Raw genomic sequence first — 17193 nt, 5'->3', positions numbered from 1 at the left:
CCCGCCGGATTCGATACCATAATTTACGATTAGACAAATGATATAGCGTGCGCAATGAAGGAAATGAGTAACTTTCCAAAACATGAAAGTAGCGAGTTCGGGGTGGTGAGAGCCGGACGTCATGTGGAAAGTGAATGGCGATTCCAGAGCGCCCACAACTCAAAGAGTGGCCTCGTATTGAGGCAAGTAGGGTGGAACCGCGGGTAAATCCCGTCCCTATGTGCATGGCACATAGGGGCGTTTTTTGTCGTTTCAATACTATTGGAGGTGTCATATATGAAGCACATGACTGTGCAAGAAATCATTCTCACGTTACAAAACTTCTGGGCGTCGAAAGGCTGCTTGACGATGCAAGCGTACGACGTAGAAAAAGGGGCCGGGACGATGAACCCGATGACGTTTTTACGCAGCCTCGGACCGGAACCGTGGAACGTCTGTTACACAGAGCCGTCACGTCGTCCGGCTGACGGTCGTTACGGGGAAAACCCGAACCGTTTGTATCAACACCACCAGTTCCAAGTCATCATGAAACCTTCTCCGAACAACATTCAAGAGTTGTATTTGGAGAGCTTGGAGCTCATCGGGATCAATCCGCTCGAGCATGACATCCGTTTCGTCGAAGACAACTGGGAGAACCCGACGTTCGGGGCAGCTGGCCTCGGTTGGGAAGTTTGGTTGAACGGGATGGAAATTACCCAGTTCACATACTTCCAGCAAGTCGGCGGGATTGAGTGTGACCCGATCGCCGTTGAAATCACGTACGGTTTGGAACGTCTCGCTTCATACATTCAGGAAGTGGAGAGTGTGTTCGACCTCGTTTGGACGGACGGCTTCAAATACGGTGACATCTTCTATCAGCCTGAATTCGAGCATTCAAAATACACGTTTGAGTTATCAGACGTCGACATGTTGTTCACGCTGTTTGACACGTATGAAAAAGAAGCGAAACGTGCGCTTGAGGAAAACCTCGTCTTCCCGGCATATGATTATATTTTGAAATGCTCACACACATTCAACTTGCTTGATGCGAAAGGTGCCATTTCGGTAACGGAACGTACAGGATTCATTCAACGTGTCCGCAACATGTCCCGTGCGTGTGCAGCGAAATTTATTGAAGAACGGGAACGTCTCGGCTTCCCACTTTTGAAACAAGAGAAAGCAGGTGACTTGGATGCGTGATCTTCTTTTAGAAATCGGATTGGAAGAGCTTCCGGCTCAATACGTGCTCCGCTCAGAAAAACAACTGGCTGAACGTGTCAGCACATTCTTAACAGACGCTCGTATCGAATTCGGTGCGATCGACGTCTATTCGACACCACGGCGTCTCGCGGTCATCGTGCGCGACGTGGAAGAGAAGCAACAGGATTTGACAGAGACACTTCGTGGACCAGCGAAAAAGATTGCCCAGGATGCTGAGGGCAACTGGTCGAAAGCGGCTCAAGGATTTGCACGTGGTCGTGGTCTGACGGTCGATGACCTCTATTTCGCAGAAGAAAAAGGAGTCGAGTATGTCTTTGCAGAGCGTCACGAAGCAGGACAAGCGACGGTCTCTCTTCTTGCAGGGCTTGAAGAAGTCGTCCGTGGATTAACCTTCCCGAAAAACATGAAGTGGGGCACGAGCAGTCTCCGCTACATGCGTCCGATTCGCTGGCTCATCGCGTTGTTCGGCGAGGAGATCATCGACTTTTCGATTGAGGGCGTTCAGACGGGCAATGTGACACGTGGTCACCGTTTCCTTAGTAAAGGAGACGTGCGCGTCTCGACACCTGCTGATTATGAGCAAGCGCTTGAATCGGCGTTTGTCATTGCGTCTTACGAAAAACGAAAAGCTGAGATTGAGCGTCAAATCGGTGAATTGGCAAATGAGCAAGGCTGGACTGTCCCGCTTGATGACGCGTTACTCGAAGAAGTCACGAACCTCGTCGAGTGGCCGACCGCCCTATTCGGTGAATTCGAAGAGACGTATCTCGATTTGCCGGAAGAAGTACTCATCACGACGATGAAAGAACATCAACGTTACTTCCCGGTATACGTCGGTGACACGCTGAAGCATTACTTCGTGACGGTCCGTAACGGAAATGCCGATCACCTCGCGAACGTCGCGAAAGGGAACGAGAAAGTCATTCGCGCCCGCCTTGCGGATGCGGTCTTCTTCTATGAAGAAGATAAGAAGACGAAAATCGACGATCAGCTCGCCCGTCTCGACCGGATCGTCTTCCATGAAAAATTGGGTACGACCGGAGCGAAAGCCCGTCGTGTCACGGATATCGCGCGTGCACTTGCGCCGCTCTTCAACGCTGAGTTGGAAAAAGTGGAACGGGCCGGGGCGATTCATAAGTTCGACCTTGTCAGTCAGATGGTCTATGAGTTCACAGAGCTCCAAGGGATCATGGGAGAAAAATATGCCCTGCAGCAAGGGGAAGACAAAGAAGTGGCGGCTGCCATCCGTGAGCATTACATGCCACGTTTCGCGGGGGATGCGTCTCCTGCGACACCAACGGGCGCTGTACTCGCGTTGGCGGATAAGCTCGATTCAATCGCTGCTTTCTTCGGAATCGGGTTGATTCCAAGCGGTTCTCAAGATCCGTTCGCTCTCCGTCGCCAAGCGCAAGGTGTCGTGCAAATTCTCGGAGATTGGAAAGTAGACCTCACAATCGACAAATTACTTTCACAAATTGTCGAATTACAACTTCAGGCAGGACTTTATGAAGCCGATAAAGAACAAGTCAAGGCGCAGTTAGTCGATTTCTTCAAGCTTCGTCTCAAATATCGACTCCAGGAACAAGGCATTCGTTACGATGTGATCGATGCTGTCATGACGACAGCGTTGACGGTCGACCGTTTAGATGCACGTGCTCAGGCGGTTCAACAGTTTGTGTCGACTGATGCGAAACCGTTGATCGAACAATTGTCCCGTGTCGTGAACATCTCGAAAAAAGGCGAAGCCGGAGAAGTAGATCCGACGTTGTTTGAGAACGATGAAGAAGCTGCATTGCATGAGGCGATTGAACGCATTGTCCCTGAGACGACACAAGCCGTTGAATCAGGAAACTATGAGCGGGCAATTGAGTCACTTCGTGCACTTGAAGCACCAATCGTGGCCTATTTTGATCACACGATGGTCATGAGTGATGACGAAGCGGTCCGCCGTAACCGTCTGCACGAAATGAGCCGATTGGCTACGACGATTGAGAGCGTCGCGAACTTCAACGCGCTCGTGCTCTGAACAAACTAGAGGGGGTTGGCTATGCAACTGAATGAACGCCAACAAAAAATCGTTGAGATTGTAAAGGACAACGGACCGATCACGGGTGAACAAATCGCACAAGAGTTGTCGCTCACCCGTGCCACGCTCCGTCCGGACCTTGCGATCTTGACGATGACGGGAATACTCGAAGCCCGGCCACGCGTCGGCTACACGTACGTCGGGAAACGAAACTCCACGCTGTTACGTGAAAAATTAGATTCATTGACGGTCGGCGACTTCATGTCTTCTGCAAAAGTCGTACGGGATGAGATGACGGTCTATGATGCGGTCGTCACCTTGTTTTTAGAGGATGTGGGCTCGTTGTTTGTCGTCGGGAAAGACGGTGAACTGGTCGGCGTGCTATCTCGAAAAGACTTGCTCCGTGCCGCGATCGGGAATCAGGACTTAGATCAGTTGCCGGTAAATGTCATCATGACGCGCATGCCGAACATTACTGTCGTTGAGAAAGACGAGACGTTGATTCGTGCCGGCATGAAACTCATCGAGAAGCAAATCGATGCGATGCCGGTCGTCGAAGAGAAGGACGGAAAGCTGATTGTACTCGGTCGGATGACAAAGACCAATATGACGAAAGTGCTCATCGCACTAGCGAACGATGAATCACTCTGAGGAGGAAATCGCTTTGACAACAAAACAACTCGTGTTTGTCGTGAGTGACTCAGTCGGTGAGACGTGTGAGCTCGTCGTACGAGCGGCAAGTATCCAGTTTCATGAAAATGCGATCGAAACACTCCGTATTCCCTTCGTGGAAGATGAGCACACGATTGTCGATATCGTGACACAGGCGAAAGCACAACAGGCAATCATCGCGTTCACACTCGTCAACGAACATCATCGCGACTTATTGATTCGCCTCGGTCAAGAACATGAGGTGAAAACGGTCGATTTGCTAGGAGATTTACTCGATGCCTTATCCGGGCATTTGAAAGAACCGCCTCGTGAGAAACCGGGACTCATCTATCGATTAGATGATGATTATTTCCGGAAAATCGAAGCGATGGAGTTCGCGGTGAAATATGATGATGGACGAGACCCACGCGGTTTGAAAAAAGCGGATATCGTGTTGGTCGGCGTGTCTCGAACGTCGAAGACGCCACTTTCACAGTATTTGGCATTGAAACGATTCAAAGTGGCAAACGTCCCGCTCGTCCCGGAGTCACGTCCACCTGAAGAATTGTTCGACCTGCCTGCCGAACGTTGCGTCGGTCTGATCATCTCACCTGAAAAGTTGATTTCGATTCGGATGGAACGGTTAAAATCGCTCGGGTTAAAACCCGAAGCCGATTACGCTCAACTCGAACGAATCAATCGGGAGTTGGAGTATGCCCGGGGTATATACGAGCGCATCGGCTGTGAAGTCATCGATGTGACGAACAAGGCAGTCGAGGAGACGGCGGGTATTATTTTACGTCGTCTTGAGCAGTCACGTGACGATTGACTGAACGGAAGTGTTTGATTAGTAATCGACTCTGTCAAAAGGTATAATAGAGTATTGACAGTACAGTGAAACGGAACGTGTTGAGCGTTCCGTTTCGTTGCGAGATTGGAAACAGGGAGCGGTGAAGATGCCACGAATACCGGATGAGGTCATCGCAGAAGTGAAGCAAGCGACTGATATCGTAGAATTGATTAGCGAACGTGTCGAATTGAAGAAGCAAGGTCATCGTCTCGTCGGCTTATGTCCTTTCCACTCAGAAAGTACGCCATCTTTTTCCGTGTCACCTGAAAAAGGAATGTATCACTGTTTCGGTTGTGGGGCAGGAGGGAATGTGTTTACTTTCGTGATGGAAACGGAAGGCCTGTCGTTCCCCGAAACAGTTGAACGTCTTGCGACGCGGGCGAATATCTCGGTAGATGGTATTCAAGGTGAGGAAGAACTGACGAGGGAGCAAGTGTTTCGCAAACAAATGCGGGATGCGCATCGGCTTGTCGCGGACTTATATCACGAAGTCTTGATGAAGACGGAGACAGGTGAGGTCGGTCTTTCGTATTTACGTGACCGAGATCTTGATGATGCGACAATCGAGCAGTTCAAAATCGGATATGCCCCGGACCAGCGTCGGTTTACTGTCGAATTGCTGGAACGAAGAGGATTTGACCTGGAAATCATGGTCGAGGCTGGACTTATTTCTAAATCGAAAGCCGGTGAATATTTTGATCGGTTCGAAGGCCGTGTCGTCTTTCCGATTGCGGATCGAGACGGCACCATCGTAGGATTTAGTGGCCGCGCCATCGATGGAAGGCAGCCAAAGTACGTCAATACGGCCGAGACCCCACTTTTCAACAAGAGTGAGCTGTTATTCGGATTCTCTCAGGCTCGTGCGACGATGCGGAAGAAAAAACGGGTCCTTCTTGTAGAAGGGAACGTCGATGTGCTTCAAGTCGCGCAAGCCGGAACGAGAGAGGTCGTCGCCTCGCTCGGAACCGCTTTCTCTCCGCAACATGCCCGGGCGCTCTCCCGGATCGTGGATGAAGTGATTGTCTGTTATGATGGCGACCACGCGGGACAAGAAGCCACGTTGAAAGTCGTACGTATGCTCGAGTCATATCCGCTTGAAGTTCAAGTACTTCCGTTACCGGAAAAAACGGACCCGGACGATTATATTCGATCACATGGAGCAGAGCATTGGCAACAGTTTGTCGATTCAGAACAACTGTCGGTGCTTGATTTCATGAACCGGACACTTCGCCGCGGAAAAAACTTGAACCGAGAAGGAGAACGGATTCGATTTATTGAATCTATGCTTGAGGAGATTGGCAAAACGAATCACACGATTCGTCGAGACTTATATTTGAAAAAACTTTCGGATGAGTTTGAGATCCCGCTTGAGACCCTCAAGACGCGTCTACCTCGTCCGACGTCAAGCGAATCAATCCCTTCTCCAGTCGAGCCGACTGAACCTGTGCGGAAACGCGCCAGTAAATCAGGAGAGCCGCGATGGATGAAGGCTGAAAAATTATTGCTTCGGGCCATGTTGAGTGGACCGGATCAAGTTCGATTTGTCCGGGACCGTCTTGGATTACGCTATCAAGACGAGGTACATCGGATGTTGGCCTCAGCCCTGTATGAAATTGTCTCCGAAACAATGAATCTCGAAGAATTTGAGCAGGTCGTGCCCCCATTCATGGAGCGGTATTGTGACCAGCAGCCAAATTATGCGAACCGCTATGCGGAGATTCGCCTCATGTCCGGACCGGAGGAATGGTCTGAAGAGGTTTTAGATGAATACATTCGGGTCATAAACAGTTATGAGGAGAAACGTCAAATCGAGCGTGCAAAGAGGGAAATCGCTCAAGACGCCGAAAGTATTGTTGACCAGGCGTCCAAGCTACAGGAATTGATTGCCCGTAGTCGTCGTCTTCGCGAACGATGATCGTGGATGAAGTTTGGAAGGAGTTGAACTGCTAGATGGCAGAGAAGAAGAAAGAGGATTTATTTAACGCCATAGAAGAGCTCGAAAAATTAGGGAAGAAAAAAGGCGTTGTCTCGATGCAAGCGATTCAAGACCGCCTCAGTCACTTTGAGGTGGATTCTGACTTTATCGATAACTTCATTGAAGACCTAGAAGCGAAAGATATTCGCGTCACAGAAGATGCGGCGGATGCCGAAGAGACACCGACTAAAAAAGAGGACGAAGAAGTCGACTTGAACGACTTGTCTGTCCCACCGGGTATTAAAATTAACGACCCGGTCCGGATGTATTTGAAAGAAATCGGTCGTGTTGACCTTCTAAGTGCAAAAGACGAGACAGAGCTTGCCAAACGGATTGAACAAGGGGACGAGGAAGCGAAGAAACGTCTTGCGGAAGCGAACCTTCGTCTCGTCGTTTCGATTGCGAAACGCTACGTCGGTCGTGGCATGCTTTTCCTTGATTTGATTCAAGAAGGGAACATGGGACTTATTAAAGCAGTCGAGAAATTCGACTACATGAAAGGGTTCAAGTTCTCGACGTACGCGACATGGTGGATTCGCCAAGCCATCACACGTGCGATTGCCGACCAAGCCCGGACGATTCGGATTCCGGTACACATGGTCGAGACGATTAACAAGCTCATTCGTGTGCAGCGCCAATTGCTTCAAGATCTCGGTCGCGAACCTTCTCCAGAAGAGATTGCAAAAGAGATGGAATTGACTCCGGAGAAAGTACGCGAGATCTTGAAGATCGCGCAAGAACCGGTATCACTTGAAACACCGATTGGTGAAGAAGATGATTCACATCTCGGCGACTTCATCGAAGACCAGGATGCGATGGCACCTCAGGACGCGGCAGCGTATGAGTTGTTGAAAGAACAGCTTGAAGATGTGCTCGACACGTTGACGGACCGCGAAGAAAATGTCCTTCGCCTTCGTTTCGGATTGGATGATGGACGTACACGGACACTTGAAGAAGTAGGGAAAGTCTTCGGTGTCACACGTGAACGGATTCGTCAAATCGAAGCGAAAGCGCTTCGTAAATTGCGCCACCCGAGCCGTTCAAAACGCTTGAAAGACTTCCTCGACTAATTTCATATTTGTATAAAGTGTGAAGTTTTAGAAGAAAGGGAGGAAAATGAGTGATTTTCCTTCCTTCTTTTTTATTTTTTGAGTAAAATAGTGTTGGATAGAAATTTGGAATGAACATGAGGGGGAACTACAATGCGTAATCCATTGTTACCGTTTGCGGCTATCGCAATCGTCGCAATTATTGCCATGGTATCATTATCGTACTACGGGGTGAATCAAGCGCAGCAAGCGGCTGCCGGTCCGGATGTTACTGAAATGAACCCAGAAGAATTGTACGCGGCGAAAGGCTGCACAGGCTGTCACGGCGGAAACCTTGAAGGAGGCGTCGGTCCAGCACTTACGGGTGTAGGCGAGCGTCTTTCTGCTGAGGAAATCCAAAACATTATCGTTAACGGACGTGGACAAATGCCAGCAGGTCTCGCATCGGCTGAAGAAGCAGAAGTACTTGCAAACTGGTTGATTGAACAATGATTGACAACGCGCTCCTCGACGGGGTGCGTTTTTTGTTGTCGAAAAATCGATATTTCGATACGCTTAGAAAGAAGTAGATTAAAGGAGTTGTCTTGAATGCAAGAACGGATCATGTTAGACAAACGATTGAAACAAGTCGTTGACTATATCCCGAAAGGAAGCATCCTCGCAGATATTGGATCGGATCATGCCTATGTCCCTTGCTACGCGGTTCAACAGGGACTGATTGCCCGTGGGATTGCGGGCGAAGTGAACGTCGGGCCGATGGAAGCAGCTCAGGCACAAGTTGATTTGATTGGAGCACGCGACGTCATTGATGTACGGCTCGGGGACGGATTGGCTGTATTGAAAAAGGATGAAGCGACGTGCATCTCGATTTGTGGAATGGGCGGGAGTCTCATTCGCTCGATTTTAGAGAGCGGGAAAGACAAGCTCGGTGCGGTCGAGCGCCTTGTGCTCCAACCGAATGTAGACGGTCAGTATGTGCGGGAATGGTTGCTCGAAAACGGGTATCGGCTTGTCGAGGAGTCGATTGTCAAAGAGAACGATAAGGTATACGAGATTCTAGTCGGAGAGAAAGGAGAGGAAGACGTCTATAGCGCGGATGAAAATGAACGGAATTGGCAACTATTATTCGGTCCGTTTCTTCTTCAATCGCGACCGGAGCCATTCAAATTAAAATGGTCACGTGAAGCGGCGAAGCTAGATTACGTTTTAGGACAGATGGCAGAAGGTGTTCAATCCGAGGCACTCGTTCGTAAACAAACGGAATTCAAACGATACCGCGACAAAATGAGAGAGGTGAGCCAATAATGGCGAACGGAAATCAAATTATCCAGTTGTTTGAGGAGTTTGCGCCGAAACATCTAGCCGTAGAAGGCGATAAAATCGGCTTACAGATCGGGACGTTGAATAAAGAGGTCCGTCGGGTCATGGTCACACTCGATGTGTTAGAGTCAGTCGTCGATGAAGCGATTGCGCGTGAAGTCGATTTGATCATCGCCCATCATCCACCCATTTTTAGTCCGCTCGGGCAAGTGAACGACCGGTCGGCTGCAGGGAGAATCACAATGAAGTGCATTCGTCACGATATCTCGGTATATGTGGCCCATACGAACCTCGACGTCTGTAAAGGTGGCGTTAATGATTGGATGAGTGAAGCGCTCGGTCTCGAGGGAACGGAAGTGCTTGTTCCGACCTATGAAGAACCGGTCTATAAACTATCTGTTTTTGTTCCGACCACGCATCAGGAAGTTGTTTCTGAAGCACTCGGCAAAGCGGGCGCAGGACATCTTGGTGATTATGCGGATTGTCAGTTCAGTGTCACCGGGACGGGTCAATTCACCCCGCTCGATGGAACGAGCCCGTTTATCGGTCGACCGCATGAAACCGAGCGGGTAGAGGAAGTGAAGATCGAGACGATCGTTCGGGAAAGCCAGAAAAAACGGGTGTTACGAGCCATGCATGAGGCGCACCCCTATGAAGAAGTCGCATATGACCTCATCCGTGATGAAATCGAAGGACAGGTACTCGGACTTGGCCGGATTGGTCGTCTCTCGTCTCCGATGTCACTTGAAGCGTTTGCCCTCCATGTGAAAAAGAGCTTCGGTGTGGAAGGTGTTCGCGTCGTCGGGGAGCTGGACCGTCGAATCGAAAAAGTCGCCGTCCTCGGTGGGGACGGAAACAAATATGTATCAAAGGCTGCCTTCAAAGGAGCCGACGCCTATGTGACCGGCGACCTATATTTCCATGTGGCACACGATGCGATGGCTCTCGGAATGGCCGTCGTCGACCCGGGACATCACGTCGAAAGTGTGATGAAGCAAGGCGTTGTAGATGTACTGGCAGAGAAATTCGAGAAAGCGAAGATTGATGTAGACTTGATTGTCTCTGAAGCCAATACCAACCCATTCCAATTTCGTTGAAAAATCCCCCGTCCTTACAAAGGGCGGGGGATCACTTTATTTACGAAGAGCTTTCACTTTTGGCAAGATACTCCGCAATTCAAGGAATGGTGTTTTATCATGTGTGCTCAAGTCGTCCGGATCATATTGAGACAAGAAGTCGATGACTTTTTTGGTGATCGGAGTCGGTGTTGACGCACCGGACGTGACGGCGACGGTTTCAACCCCTTCGAGCCAACTAAGGTCGAGTTCACTCAAATCCCCGATTCGATACGCGTTCGTACCGGCGATCTCTTTTGAGACTTGGGCGAGACGGTTTGAGTTATTGGATTTCGGGTCACCGACGACGATGAGCAAGTCACAATCGCCTGCCTGTTCAGCGACAGCTTCTTGACGAACCTGCGTCGCGTTGCAGATTTCATTATGGACCTCGACATGCGGATAACGGGCTTGGATCTGTTCGATTAAAGCCGAGACGTCCCATTGACTCATAGTCGTCTGGTTCGTCACCAAGATGTTCGTGTCGATAAGGTGCGCCGGAAGTTGTTCGATCTCATGCTCATATTGGATGAGGTGTACTTTTCCAGGAGCGACGCCTATGGCACCTTCCGGTTCAGGGTGTCCATGTTTTCCGATATAGATGACCTCGTAACCGTTTGAAGTTTTTTCACGAATCAAGTCATGCGTGACGAGAACGTCAGGACACGAAGCATCGACAATCGTTAATCCTTTTTCGATGGCACGTTTACGTACGAGAGGGGAGATACCGTGTGCAGTGAAGACGACGGTCCCTTCGTTGATTGTTTCGAGGGCCTGCATCCGGTCCTCTCCGTCGACGGTTTTGACGCCGAGGTCTTCGAACGCCTGAGTGACATGACGGTTATGGACAATCATTCCGAGTATATGAATTGGTCGTGGCAAATCCGGGTTGGCCACAGCCTCATTTGCGAGTTTCATGGCATCGACGACACCATAGCAATATCCGCGTGGACTAATTTTTTTAACTTTCATAAGAGGGCGAGAGCTCCTTTCGCAGTGCTTTCATAGATAATAGTTTAACATTGTTTCGAAATTACGAAAAGAATAGCGTGTATTCATGCTATAATTTTTAAGTTAGAGAGGAGGGGCGCCGTGAATCGCTATAAAAAGTTTTTAGAATTGAAAAAATCATACTTTTTCCAAATCACCTTTATTATCATTATTATCTTGGCGCTTGTCATTTCTTCTCTCGCTTTCTCTGCCGACCGTGTCACGGTGTCTCGAGCAGAGGAGCTGGCAAAAGAACAGTTTGATTACGCAATCGATGACAGTATCGAAAACCTTGAATCGCGTCTCGGGAAACTATACGAAGATTTAGTTTACCTTGGGGCATACGTTGGGAACGAGCCATGGATTGAAGAACGAATCCGTACCGGTTATTTGAATCAACGGACGAGCTTCACATCTATTTTCTATTACGATGTCAAAGGCGACACCTTTAAATGGTATTCAGAACGTCAAGTCTCACCTTCAACGATCAAGCGGGACCCTAAATTTACAGACGTCCTGACAGCGAGCGGGAAAGAATTGTTTATGAGTGACCCGATCATGATTTCTGGTGATGTCGGGACATTTTTATACGTCCCGGTCATGGAAGAAAATCGCCCGGTCGGAATTTTCGGCGGCAGCATCAGTGTACTCAACTCCGATTTGTACCGTCGCTCTCTTGAGTCGGCAAATGATGACATGATTTTGTATTTGCTCGATGAACGGGGTGAGGTATTGGCCACGTCGTTCAACCTCGTCACGGATGCGGAACGCCGTGTCTCACGTCAAATGATTGACGAGGTGCTCCGATTGAACAACCGGACCATTTTGAGTACGGAAGAAGACGCCATCATGTATGAGCCGGATGCCCGGGTCAACGGGTGGAGTATGCTGGCTAAACATAATAATGAGTCGGTATATGAGACCGTCTATGACACGCGATGGCAATATTTGATGATTGCGCTCGTGACGTTTTTCCTGAGCATCCTTGTCGGACTTTTATTGTCCCGCACCTTGACGAGTCCACTCGTCGAACTGGTCAATCATATTAAACGCCAGCAGTCTCTCGGTACGATTTCGTTAGAACGGACCGGTTCAAAGGAAGTAGAGACACTGCTCGATACGTATAACGATTATGCCCAACGGATGGAGACGTCGAGACGGGAACAGCTCAGTCAACAACAATTGTTGTTGCAACAAGAAAAGTTGGCATCACTCGGACAATTGGCTGCCGGCATCGCCCATGAGATCCGAAATCCGCTCACGCCTGTACAAATTACATTGCAAATGGTGAAGGAAGGGCATAGTAGCAAAGAAATGCTCGATGTGGCGTTGAAGGAACTGGATCGTGCCAACCACTTGATTTCGACGATGCTAACACTCGCCAAGCCGGACCATACGGGACGAGACGAAGAATGGATCGATATGAAAGAATTTTCGAAACGTCTTGAGTTTTTATTGGATGCAGAATGTTATAAGCGATTGACGAAATGGGAACTGCTCGTGCCGAACGAAATGCCGGCATTCTATTGTTCACATGACATGTTGGTACAGATCATCTATAACTTGTTTAAAAATGCCGTCGAAGCGGTAGAAGCTAAAGGGGCAGACGGCGTTGTGTCCGTCACGGTCCTCTTCACAGAGCAGGAATACCGTTTCTTGATCGAGGATAATGGAATCGGGATGACAGAAGCACAAGTGAATGCTGTCGGATCGGCCTTCTACACGACAAAAGAAAATGGAAACGGGTTAGGTCTGTATATGATTCGTGAATATTTGAAAGGTGTACAAGGCTCCATGGAGATCGAGAGTGTCGAAGGCGAAGGAACGGTCATGATGATTAAGATTCCAAGGAGACACCCATCATGAAACGATTACGCCATTACTGGCTCTGGCTCCCCATCGTCTGGGCGATGATCATTTTGCTGATCACATCGATCCAATTGCCGGAGCAAAAAACGACAGAAAAAGAAGTCGCATTCGTATTTGTCAGCGATAAACACGAGCACGCCAATAAACTGCTCGAAGCGTTCGTCAGGACAGCCAATCAAAAAGGATTTACCCCGATCCCGACGACAAGTGAAGATTCACGTGTTCTTGAGAAAGAGAAGCTGGACTCGCTGATTGACCGCGGGGTCGAGGCCATCTTTTTGACGACGTTAGACGACACATTTATTCAACCTTCGCTTGAACGCGCGGAACGGGAGGGCATTCCCGTCATCGCAATCGACCGGATGATTGACCATTCGGGCGTCCTCACATCGGTCGTCTCAGACAACATCGACATCGGTCGGATGGCCGCTGAACAGATTGCGGCGAAATATAGTAATCTCAATCGTCCGATTCGTGTCGTCGAAGTGAGAGGGACGGCCAAGGTGAGGTCGACCATCGACCGGGGCCTTGGGATTCGGGAGTATGAAAAGCAACACCCTTCAGAATTTAAAATTATTGCTTCGTTGACCGGAAACTATGATACGTTCCAGGCTGAAATTGAAATGTCGCGCTGGTTAGAGGAGGACATTCCGTTTGATGCCGTGTTCTCTCATAATGATGACAACACATTCGGTGTCGTCCGGGCGCTCGACACGTATGGTTATACAGATAAAACCATCGTTTCGGTCGATGGGGTATCGGATATTTATCCGCTCATCCATAACGGCAAGGTCAATGCGACCGTCGTCCAGTCACCGAACGAGATGATGGAAGTCGGTTTTCAGGCACTCGAACAGTATTTGAACGGGAAAAAAATCGCCAAACACTACTATTCATCGAGCTATTTATATGAAGGCGTTGCAAAAGATTAATTGACAAATGATTTGATTCCGCTATGCTAGGAAAAGTGGAAAGAAACAGGAGGTGTATCGATTGAACAGCTTCCAACAGTTCAAATTGCTACCGTTTATCGTCGATGCGTTGACAGAAAAACGCATCACCAAACCGACTGACATTCAAGCGCGGATTATTCCAGCTGCTTTGAACGGTCGTGATATTATTGGAAAATCACAAACAGGGACAGGGAAAACGCTCGCGTTCTTGTTGCCTATTTTAGAAGCCATCAATCCAGAAGAACAGTCTGTCCAAGCGATCGTTGTCGCACCGACACGAGAATTGGCTTGGCAAATTCACGAGGAGTTAAAATCCCTTCTCGTCAAAAATCCAGACTACATCAAATCCAGCCTCATCGTAGGTGGGACCGACCGTGAACGTCAAATCGACAAGATGAAAAACCCACCACAACTCATCATCGGGACACCAGGTCGTATCTTGGATTTGATGAAAGCACAGGCACTCTTCCCGCACAAAGTGACTCATTTTGTTGTGGATGAGGCCGATCAAATGCTCGACATGGGATTCTTACCAGAAGTCGACCGTATCGCACAGGCGTTACCGGAAAAACTTCAGACGATGGTTTACTCTGCGACCATTCCAGAGAAATTAGAGCCGTTCTTGAAGAAATACTTGCATGACCCACGTTTCGCGGAAGCAAGTCCGGAACACCGTGTTGCACCGAAAATTGAACATCATGTCATTCCGGTACGACACCGCGACCGCAATGCCTTGACCGTCGAACTCGCGAAAGCCATCAATCCGTTCGTCTGTCTCGTCTTCACCAACACGAAACAAGAAGCGGATGAATTAGAGACATCGTTCCGTGAAGCGGGCTTGAACGTCGGTACCCTTCATGGAGATATGCAGGCACGTCGCCGCAAACAAGCAATCAAAGATATTAATGACGCGAAGTACCAATACGTCATCGCAACGGATTTGGCCGCACGTGGAATCGATATCTCAGGAGTATCTCACGTCATCAACCATGGCATCCCGAAAGACCTCGATTTCTATACGCACCGTGTCGGTCGTACTGGACGTGCAGGGGCTTCAGGTGAGGCGTACACATTGTATGAGGACCATGAGAATGGACCGATCAACCGTCTCGAAGAGCGTGGATTCGAATTCAAACATGTTGACTTGCGCAACGGTTCAATCCAACCGATCAAAACGCGTCGCCGCCGTCAGACGGACCGGAAAATGAAAGTCTCGCATACGGCTCACAGCCGGATGGCCGGTGAGATCAAGAAGGCGAAGAAAAAAGTGAAGCCTGGTTATAAGAAGAAGTTCAAGTATAAATTGAAAGAAACGGCTTCGCGTGAGCATATGCAACAGCAACGCTCGGATCGTCGCGCGGCACGTAAGAAAAACAAGCGGTAATCAGTTGAAGAATCGACTTCTTGGAGTCGGTTCTTCTTTTTGTGTACACTAAGAATAGAAGAGAAGGAAGGGAAGATGAAGATGTTGAAAATTGGTTCACACGTTTCTGTATCTGGGAAGAAAATGTTACTCGCCGGGAGTGAAGAGGCCGTTTCATATGGCGCAAACACGATGATGGTCTATACGGGGGCGCCTCAAAACACGCGTCGCAAACCAATCGAAGAGTTGAACATTGAAGCGGCGCTTGCCCACATGTCGGCGCACGATATTGATGAAATCGTTGTCCATGCCCCATACATTATCAACCTCGGAAACACGACTAAACCCGAGACGTTTGAATTGGCCGTTTCCTTTTTGGCTGCGGAATTAAAACGGGCGGAAGCATTGCAGGTTGCACGTCACGTCGTCTTGCATCCAGGTGCCCATGTCGGTGCAGGGGAAGAAATCGGTCTCGCCCGGATCATCGAAGGATTGAATGAAGTGTTGACGGGCCAGGAAAATGTGAAAATCGCACTTGAGACGATGGCTGGAAAAGGCAGTGAGCTCGGAAAAACGTTTGAGGAACTGGCGACGATTATTGAAGGTGTCACGCATAACGATCGTCTCTCGGTTTGTTTTGATACATGTCACGTCCATGATGCAGGGTATGACCTTGTCGGCGACCTTGATGGGGTCATCGAACAGTTCGACCGCATCGTCGGATTGGATCGTCTCGGCGTGATTCACGTAAACGATTCAAAAAACGTGAGAGGTGCGAAGAAAGACCGTCATGAAAACATCGGCTACGGAGAAATCGGTTTTGAGACGCTGAATCGAGTGATCCATCACGAGGCGTTCAGCCACTTGCCGAAGATTTTGGAGACACCGTATATCCCGATCAACGAGAAAACGAAAGTCGCACCGTACAAGCAGGAAATCGAGATGTTCCGGGCTGGAACGTTCGATGCCGAGTGGCGTGAACGTTTTACCTTGGCACACCAATAACCGATCATGCTGTTAACCATCGATCCATTAGAATATGATGTCTGGACGGCGCTTCCGGCCTATTTCCTTGAACAGAGTCCGTTCTATGTGAAGGGAGTTGTGACGACCCCTACCGCTTTTATCGAAGTGAAAGGGAGGGGAATCGTCGCAGAGGCTGAGGTGTTGCTGGTTGAAACGGTGACACGTCCAGAGGATCCATACTGGCTTATCCCGGCGGATGATTCGGTCTCAACATACAGTCTGGTTGATTTGCTTCAGCTCGATTTTCATCATCCGTTGTTACGAAATAACCTGTTTGATTCGAACGACACCTATGAAGTGGTCCGTCAAAAGTGGAGTGAAGGATACCGTGTCCCTTCCACGAAATGGACGAGAGAGACGTATGAAGCCCATTTGTTTTTAGAAAGTCAAATGGCGGCCGCTCCGTCCACGACGACTTGTACACTTTGCCACACGGACCTTCAGAGTCAGTACGGGCCGCTCGCTCATCAGTTGCTCGAATATCATGTGACGGGTAGCGGAAGAGACGGGATTTGGGTTTGTCCAACATGTCATAAAGCGCAACACTATAAAGAATAACAAAAATAACGATGCCACGAGGCATCGTTATTTTTGTTAAAATGGCCAGTTCGCGATAACGAACTGATACACTTTCATACCGAGGAAGACCCCGAAGATCCCAACGACCCCTGGTAATACAGGTGGTGCTGGTAGTGGAAGTTTGAGTGCCGTAAAGATGGCTCCACAAATTAAACCGGCGAGTAATGATAATAAGACTTCTTGCATGTATAATTCCTCCGTCTCTATGAATGAAAACGCTTCAATAT

16 protein-coding genes are annotated in these 17193 nt (G+C 49.1%); 14 read left to right on the top strand and 2 right to left on the bottom strand.

Annotated features, from left to right (window positions below; genetic code table 11):
• Nucleotides 1-285: 285 nt before the first annotated feature.
• The 9 genes from glyQ to KNP03_RS01980 all read left to right on the top strand — a co-directional run bounded on the left by glyQ (nt 286) and on the right by KNP03_RS01980 (nt 10168).
• Complete coding sequence (glyQ, locus tag KNP03_RS02020; RefSeq protein ID WP_214826179.1) at nt 286-1179, top strand: glycine--tRNA ligase subunit alpha; 894 nt, start codon at nt 286-288, stop codon at nt 1177-1179.
• Nucleotides 1172-3226 (top strand): glycine--tRNA ligase subunit beta, encoded by a 2055-nt coding sequence (glyS, locus tag KNP03_RS02015; protein ID WP_214824455.1) that lies wholly within the window; start codon nt 1172-1174, stop codon nt 3224-3226. The genes glyQ and glyS overlap by 8 nt, the downstream gene beginning before the upstream one ends.
• Nucleotides 3227-3247: 21 nt before the next feature.
• Nucleotides 3248-3877: a transcriptional regulator CcpN gene (ccpN, locus tag KNP03_RS02010; RefSeq protein ID WP_214824453.1), complete on the top strand. Its 630-nt coding sequence runs from the start codon at nt 3248-3250 to the stop codon at nt 3875-3877.
• Nucleotides 3864-4706, top strand: coding sequence for a pyruvate, water dikinase regulatory protein (locus KNP03_RS02005; RefSeq protein ID WP_214824451.1), 843 nt, complete (start codon nt 3864-3866; stop codon nt 4704-4706). The genes ccpN and KNP03_RS02005 overlap by 14 nt, the downstream gene beginning before the upstream one ends.
• A 127-nt stretch (nt 4707-4833) precedes the next feature.
• Nucleotides 4834-6642, top strand: a complete 1809-nt coding sequence (gene dnaG, locus KNP03_RS02000) for a DNA primase (protein ID WP_214824449.1) — start codon at nt 4834-4836, stop codon at nt 6640-6642.
• Nucleotides 6643-6677: 35 nt separating this feature from the next.
• Nucleotides 6678-7772 carry an RNA polymerase sigma factor RpoD gene (rpoD, locus tag KNP03_RS01995; RefSeq protein ID WP_214824447.1) on the top strand — a complete coding sequence of 365 codons (1095 nt, stop codon included), beginning with the start codon at nt 6678-6680 and terminating at the stop codon, nt 7770-7772.
• A gap of 132 nt (nt 7773-7904) precedes the next feature.
• Nucleotides 7905-8243, top strand: a complete 339-nt coding sequence (gene cccA, locus KNP03_RS01990; protein WP_214824445.1) for a cytochrome c550 — start codon at nt 7905-7907, stop codon at nt 8241-8243.
• Nucleotides 8244-8339: 96 nt separating this feature from the next.
• A complete protein-coding gene (locus tag KNP03_RS01985; RefSeq protein ID WP_214824442.1) occupies nt 8340-9056 on the top strand; it encodes a tRNA (adenine(22)-N(1))-methyltransferase in 717 nt (238 codons plus the stop codon).
• Nucleotides 9056-10168, top strand: a complete 1113-nt coding sequence (locus KNP03_RS01980) for a Nif3-like dinuclear metal center hexameric protein (RefSeq protein ID WP_214824440.1) — start codon at nt 9056-9058, stop codon at nt 10166-10168. Before KNP03_RS01985 ends, KNP03_RS01980 begins: the two co-directional genes overlap by 1 nt.
• Nucleotides 10169-10204: 36 nt before the next feature.
• On the opposite strand, the gene KNP03_RS01975 is transcribed toward KNP03_RS01980, so the two are convergent.
• Nucleotides 10205-11158: a 4-hydroxy-3-methylbut-2-enyl diphosphate reductase gene (locus KNP03_RS01975; RefSeq protein ID WP_214824424.1), complete on the bottom strand. Its 954-nt coding sequence runs from the start codon at nt 11156-11158 to the stop codon at nt 10205-10207.
• Between the two features lie 120 nt (nt 11159-11278).
• Between KNP03_RS01975 and KNP03_RS01970 the strand changes: the two genes are divergently transcribed.
• The 5 genes from KNP03_RS01970 to KNP03_RS01950 all read left to right on the top strand — a co-directional run bounded on the left by KNP03_RS01970 (nt 11279) and on the right by KNP03_RS01950 (nt 16945).
• On the top strand, nt 11279-13042 hold the full coding sequence (locus KNP03_RS01970) for an ATP-binding protein (RefSeq protein WP_214824421.1): 1764 nt from the start codon (nt 11279-11281) through the stop codon (nt 13040-13042).
• Complete coding sequence (locus KNP03_RS01965; protein ID WP_214824418.1) at nt 13039-13977, top strand: sugar ABC transporter substrate-binding protein; 939 nt, start codon at nt 13039-13041, stop codon at nt 13975-13977. Before KNP03_RS01970 ends, KNP03_RS01965 begins: the two co-directional genes overlap by 4 nt.
• Before the next feature lie 61 nt (nt 13978-14038).
• A complete protein-coding gene (locus KNP03_RS01960) occupies nt 14039-15382 on the top strand; it encodes a DEAD/DEAH box helicase (protein WP_214824415.1) in 1344 nt (447 codons plus the stop codon).
• 81 nt (nt 15383-15463) lie between these two features.
• Nucleotides 15464-16366, top strand: a complete 903-nt coding sequence (locus KNP03_RS01955) for a deoxyribonuclease IV (protein WP_214826171.1) — start codon at nt 15464-15466, stop codon at nt 16364-16366.
• 6 nt (nt 16367-16372) lie between these two features.
• A complete protein-coding gene (locus tag KNP03_RS01950) occupies nt 16373-16945 on the top strand; it encodes a hypothetical protein (protein WP_240544410.1) in 573 nt (190 codons plus the stop codon).
• A gap of 36 nt (nt 16946-16981) precedes the next feature.
• Here KNP03_RS01950 and KNP03_RS01945 read toward each other — a convergent pair whose 3' ends face one another.
• Nucleotides 16982-17152: a DUF1427 family protein gene (locus KNP03_RS01945; protein WP_214824413.1), complete on the bottom strand. Its 171-nt coding sequence runs from the start codon at nt 17150-17152 to the stop codon at nt 16982-16984.
• Nucleotides 17153-17193: the final 41 nt, after the last annotated feature.

The sequence above is a fragment of the Exiguobacterium algae genome (assembly GCF_018617875.1).
Classification (GTDB): Bacteria; Bacillota; Bacilli; order Exiguobacteriales; family Exiguobacteriaceae; genus Exiguobacterium; species Exiguobacterium algae.
The sequence above is the reverse complement of the archived record's forward strand: the minus strand, read 5'-3'. Positions and strand labels throughout refer to the sequence as shown.

Excerpts from the sequence above, each read along its gene's own strand:
- ccpN (WP_214824453.1), top strand. The coding sequence starts at position 3,248 with ATGCAACTGAATGAACGCCAACAAAAAATCGTTGAGATTGTAAAGGAC.
- rpoD (WP_214824447.1), top strand. The coding sequence starts at position 6,678 with ATGGCAGAGAAGAAGAAAGAGGATTTATTTAACGCCATAGAAGAGCTC.
- KNP03_RS01955 (WP_214826171.1), top strand. The coding sequence starts at position 15,464 with ATGTTGAAAATTGGTTCACACGTTTCTGTATCTGGGAAGAAAATGTTA.
- KNP03_RS01975 (WP_214824424.1), bottom strand. The coding sequence starts at position 11,158 with ATGAAAGTTAAAAAAATTAGTCCACGCGGATATTGCTATGGTGTCGTC.
- cccA (WP_214824445.1), top strand. The coding sequence starts at position 7,905 with ATGCGTAATCCATTGTTACCGTTTGCGGCTATCGCAATCGTCGCAATT.
- glyS (WP_214824455.1), top strand. The coding sequence starts at position 1,172 with ATGCGTGATCTTCTTTTAGAAATCGGATTGGAAGAGCTTCCGGCTCAA.
- KNP03_RS01965 (WP_214824418.1), top strand. The coding sequence starts at position 13,039 with ATGAAACGATTACGCCATTACTGGCTCTGGCTCCCCATCGTCTGGGCG.
- KNP03_RS01985 (WP_214824442.1), top strand. The coding sequence starts at position 8,340 with ATGCAAGAACGGATCATGTTAGACAAACGATTGAAACAAGTCGTTGAC.
- KNP03_RS01980 (WP_214824440.1), top strand. The coding sequence starts at position 9,056 with ATGGCGAACGGAAATCAAATTATCCAGTTGTTTGAGGAGTTTGCGCCG.
- KNP03_RS02005 (WP_214824451.1), top strand. The coding sequence starts at position 3,864 with ATGAATCACTCTGAGGAGGAAATCGCTTTGACAACAAAACAACTCGTG.
- KNP03_RS01945 (WP_214824413.1), bottom strand. The coding sequence starts at position 17,152 with ATGCAAGAAGTCTTATTATCATTACTCGCCGGTTTAATTTGTGGAGCC.
- glyQ (WP_214826179.1), top strand. The coding sequence starts at position 286 with ATGACTGTGCAAGAAATCATTCTCACGTTACAAAACTTCTGGGCGTCG.
- dnaG (WP_214824449.1), top strand. The coding sequence starts at position 4,834 with ATGCCACGAATACCGGATGAGGTCATCGCAGAAGTGAAGCAAGCGACT.
- KNP03_RS01950 (WP_240544410.1), top strand. The coding sequence starts at position 16,373 with ATGCTGTTAACCATCGATCCATTAGAATATGATGTCTGGACGGCGCTT.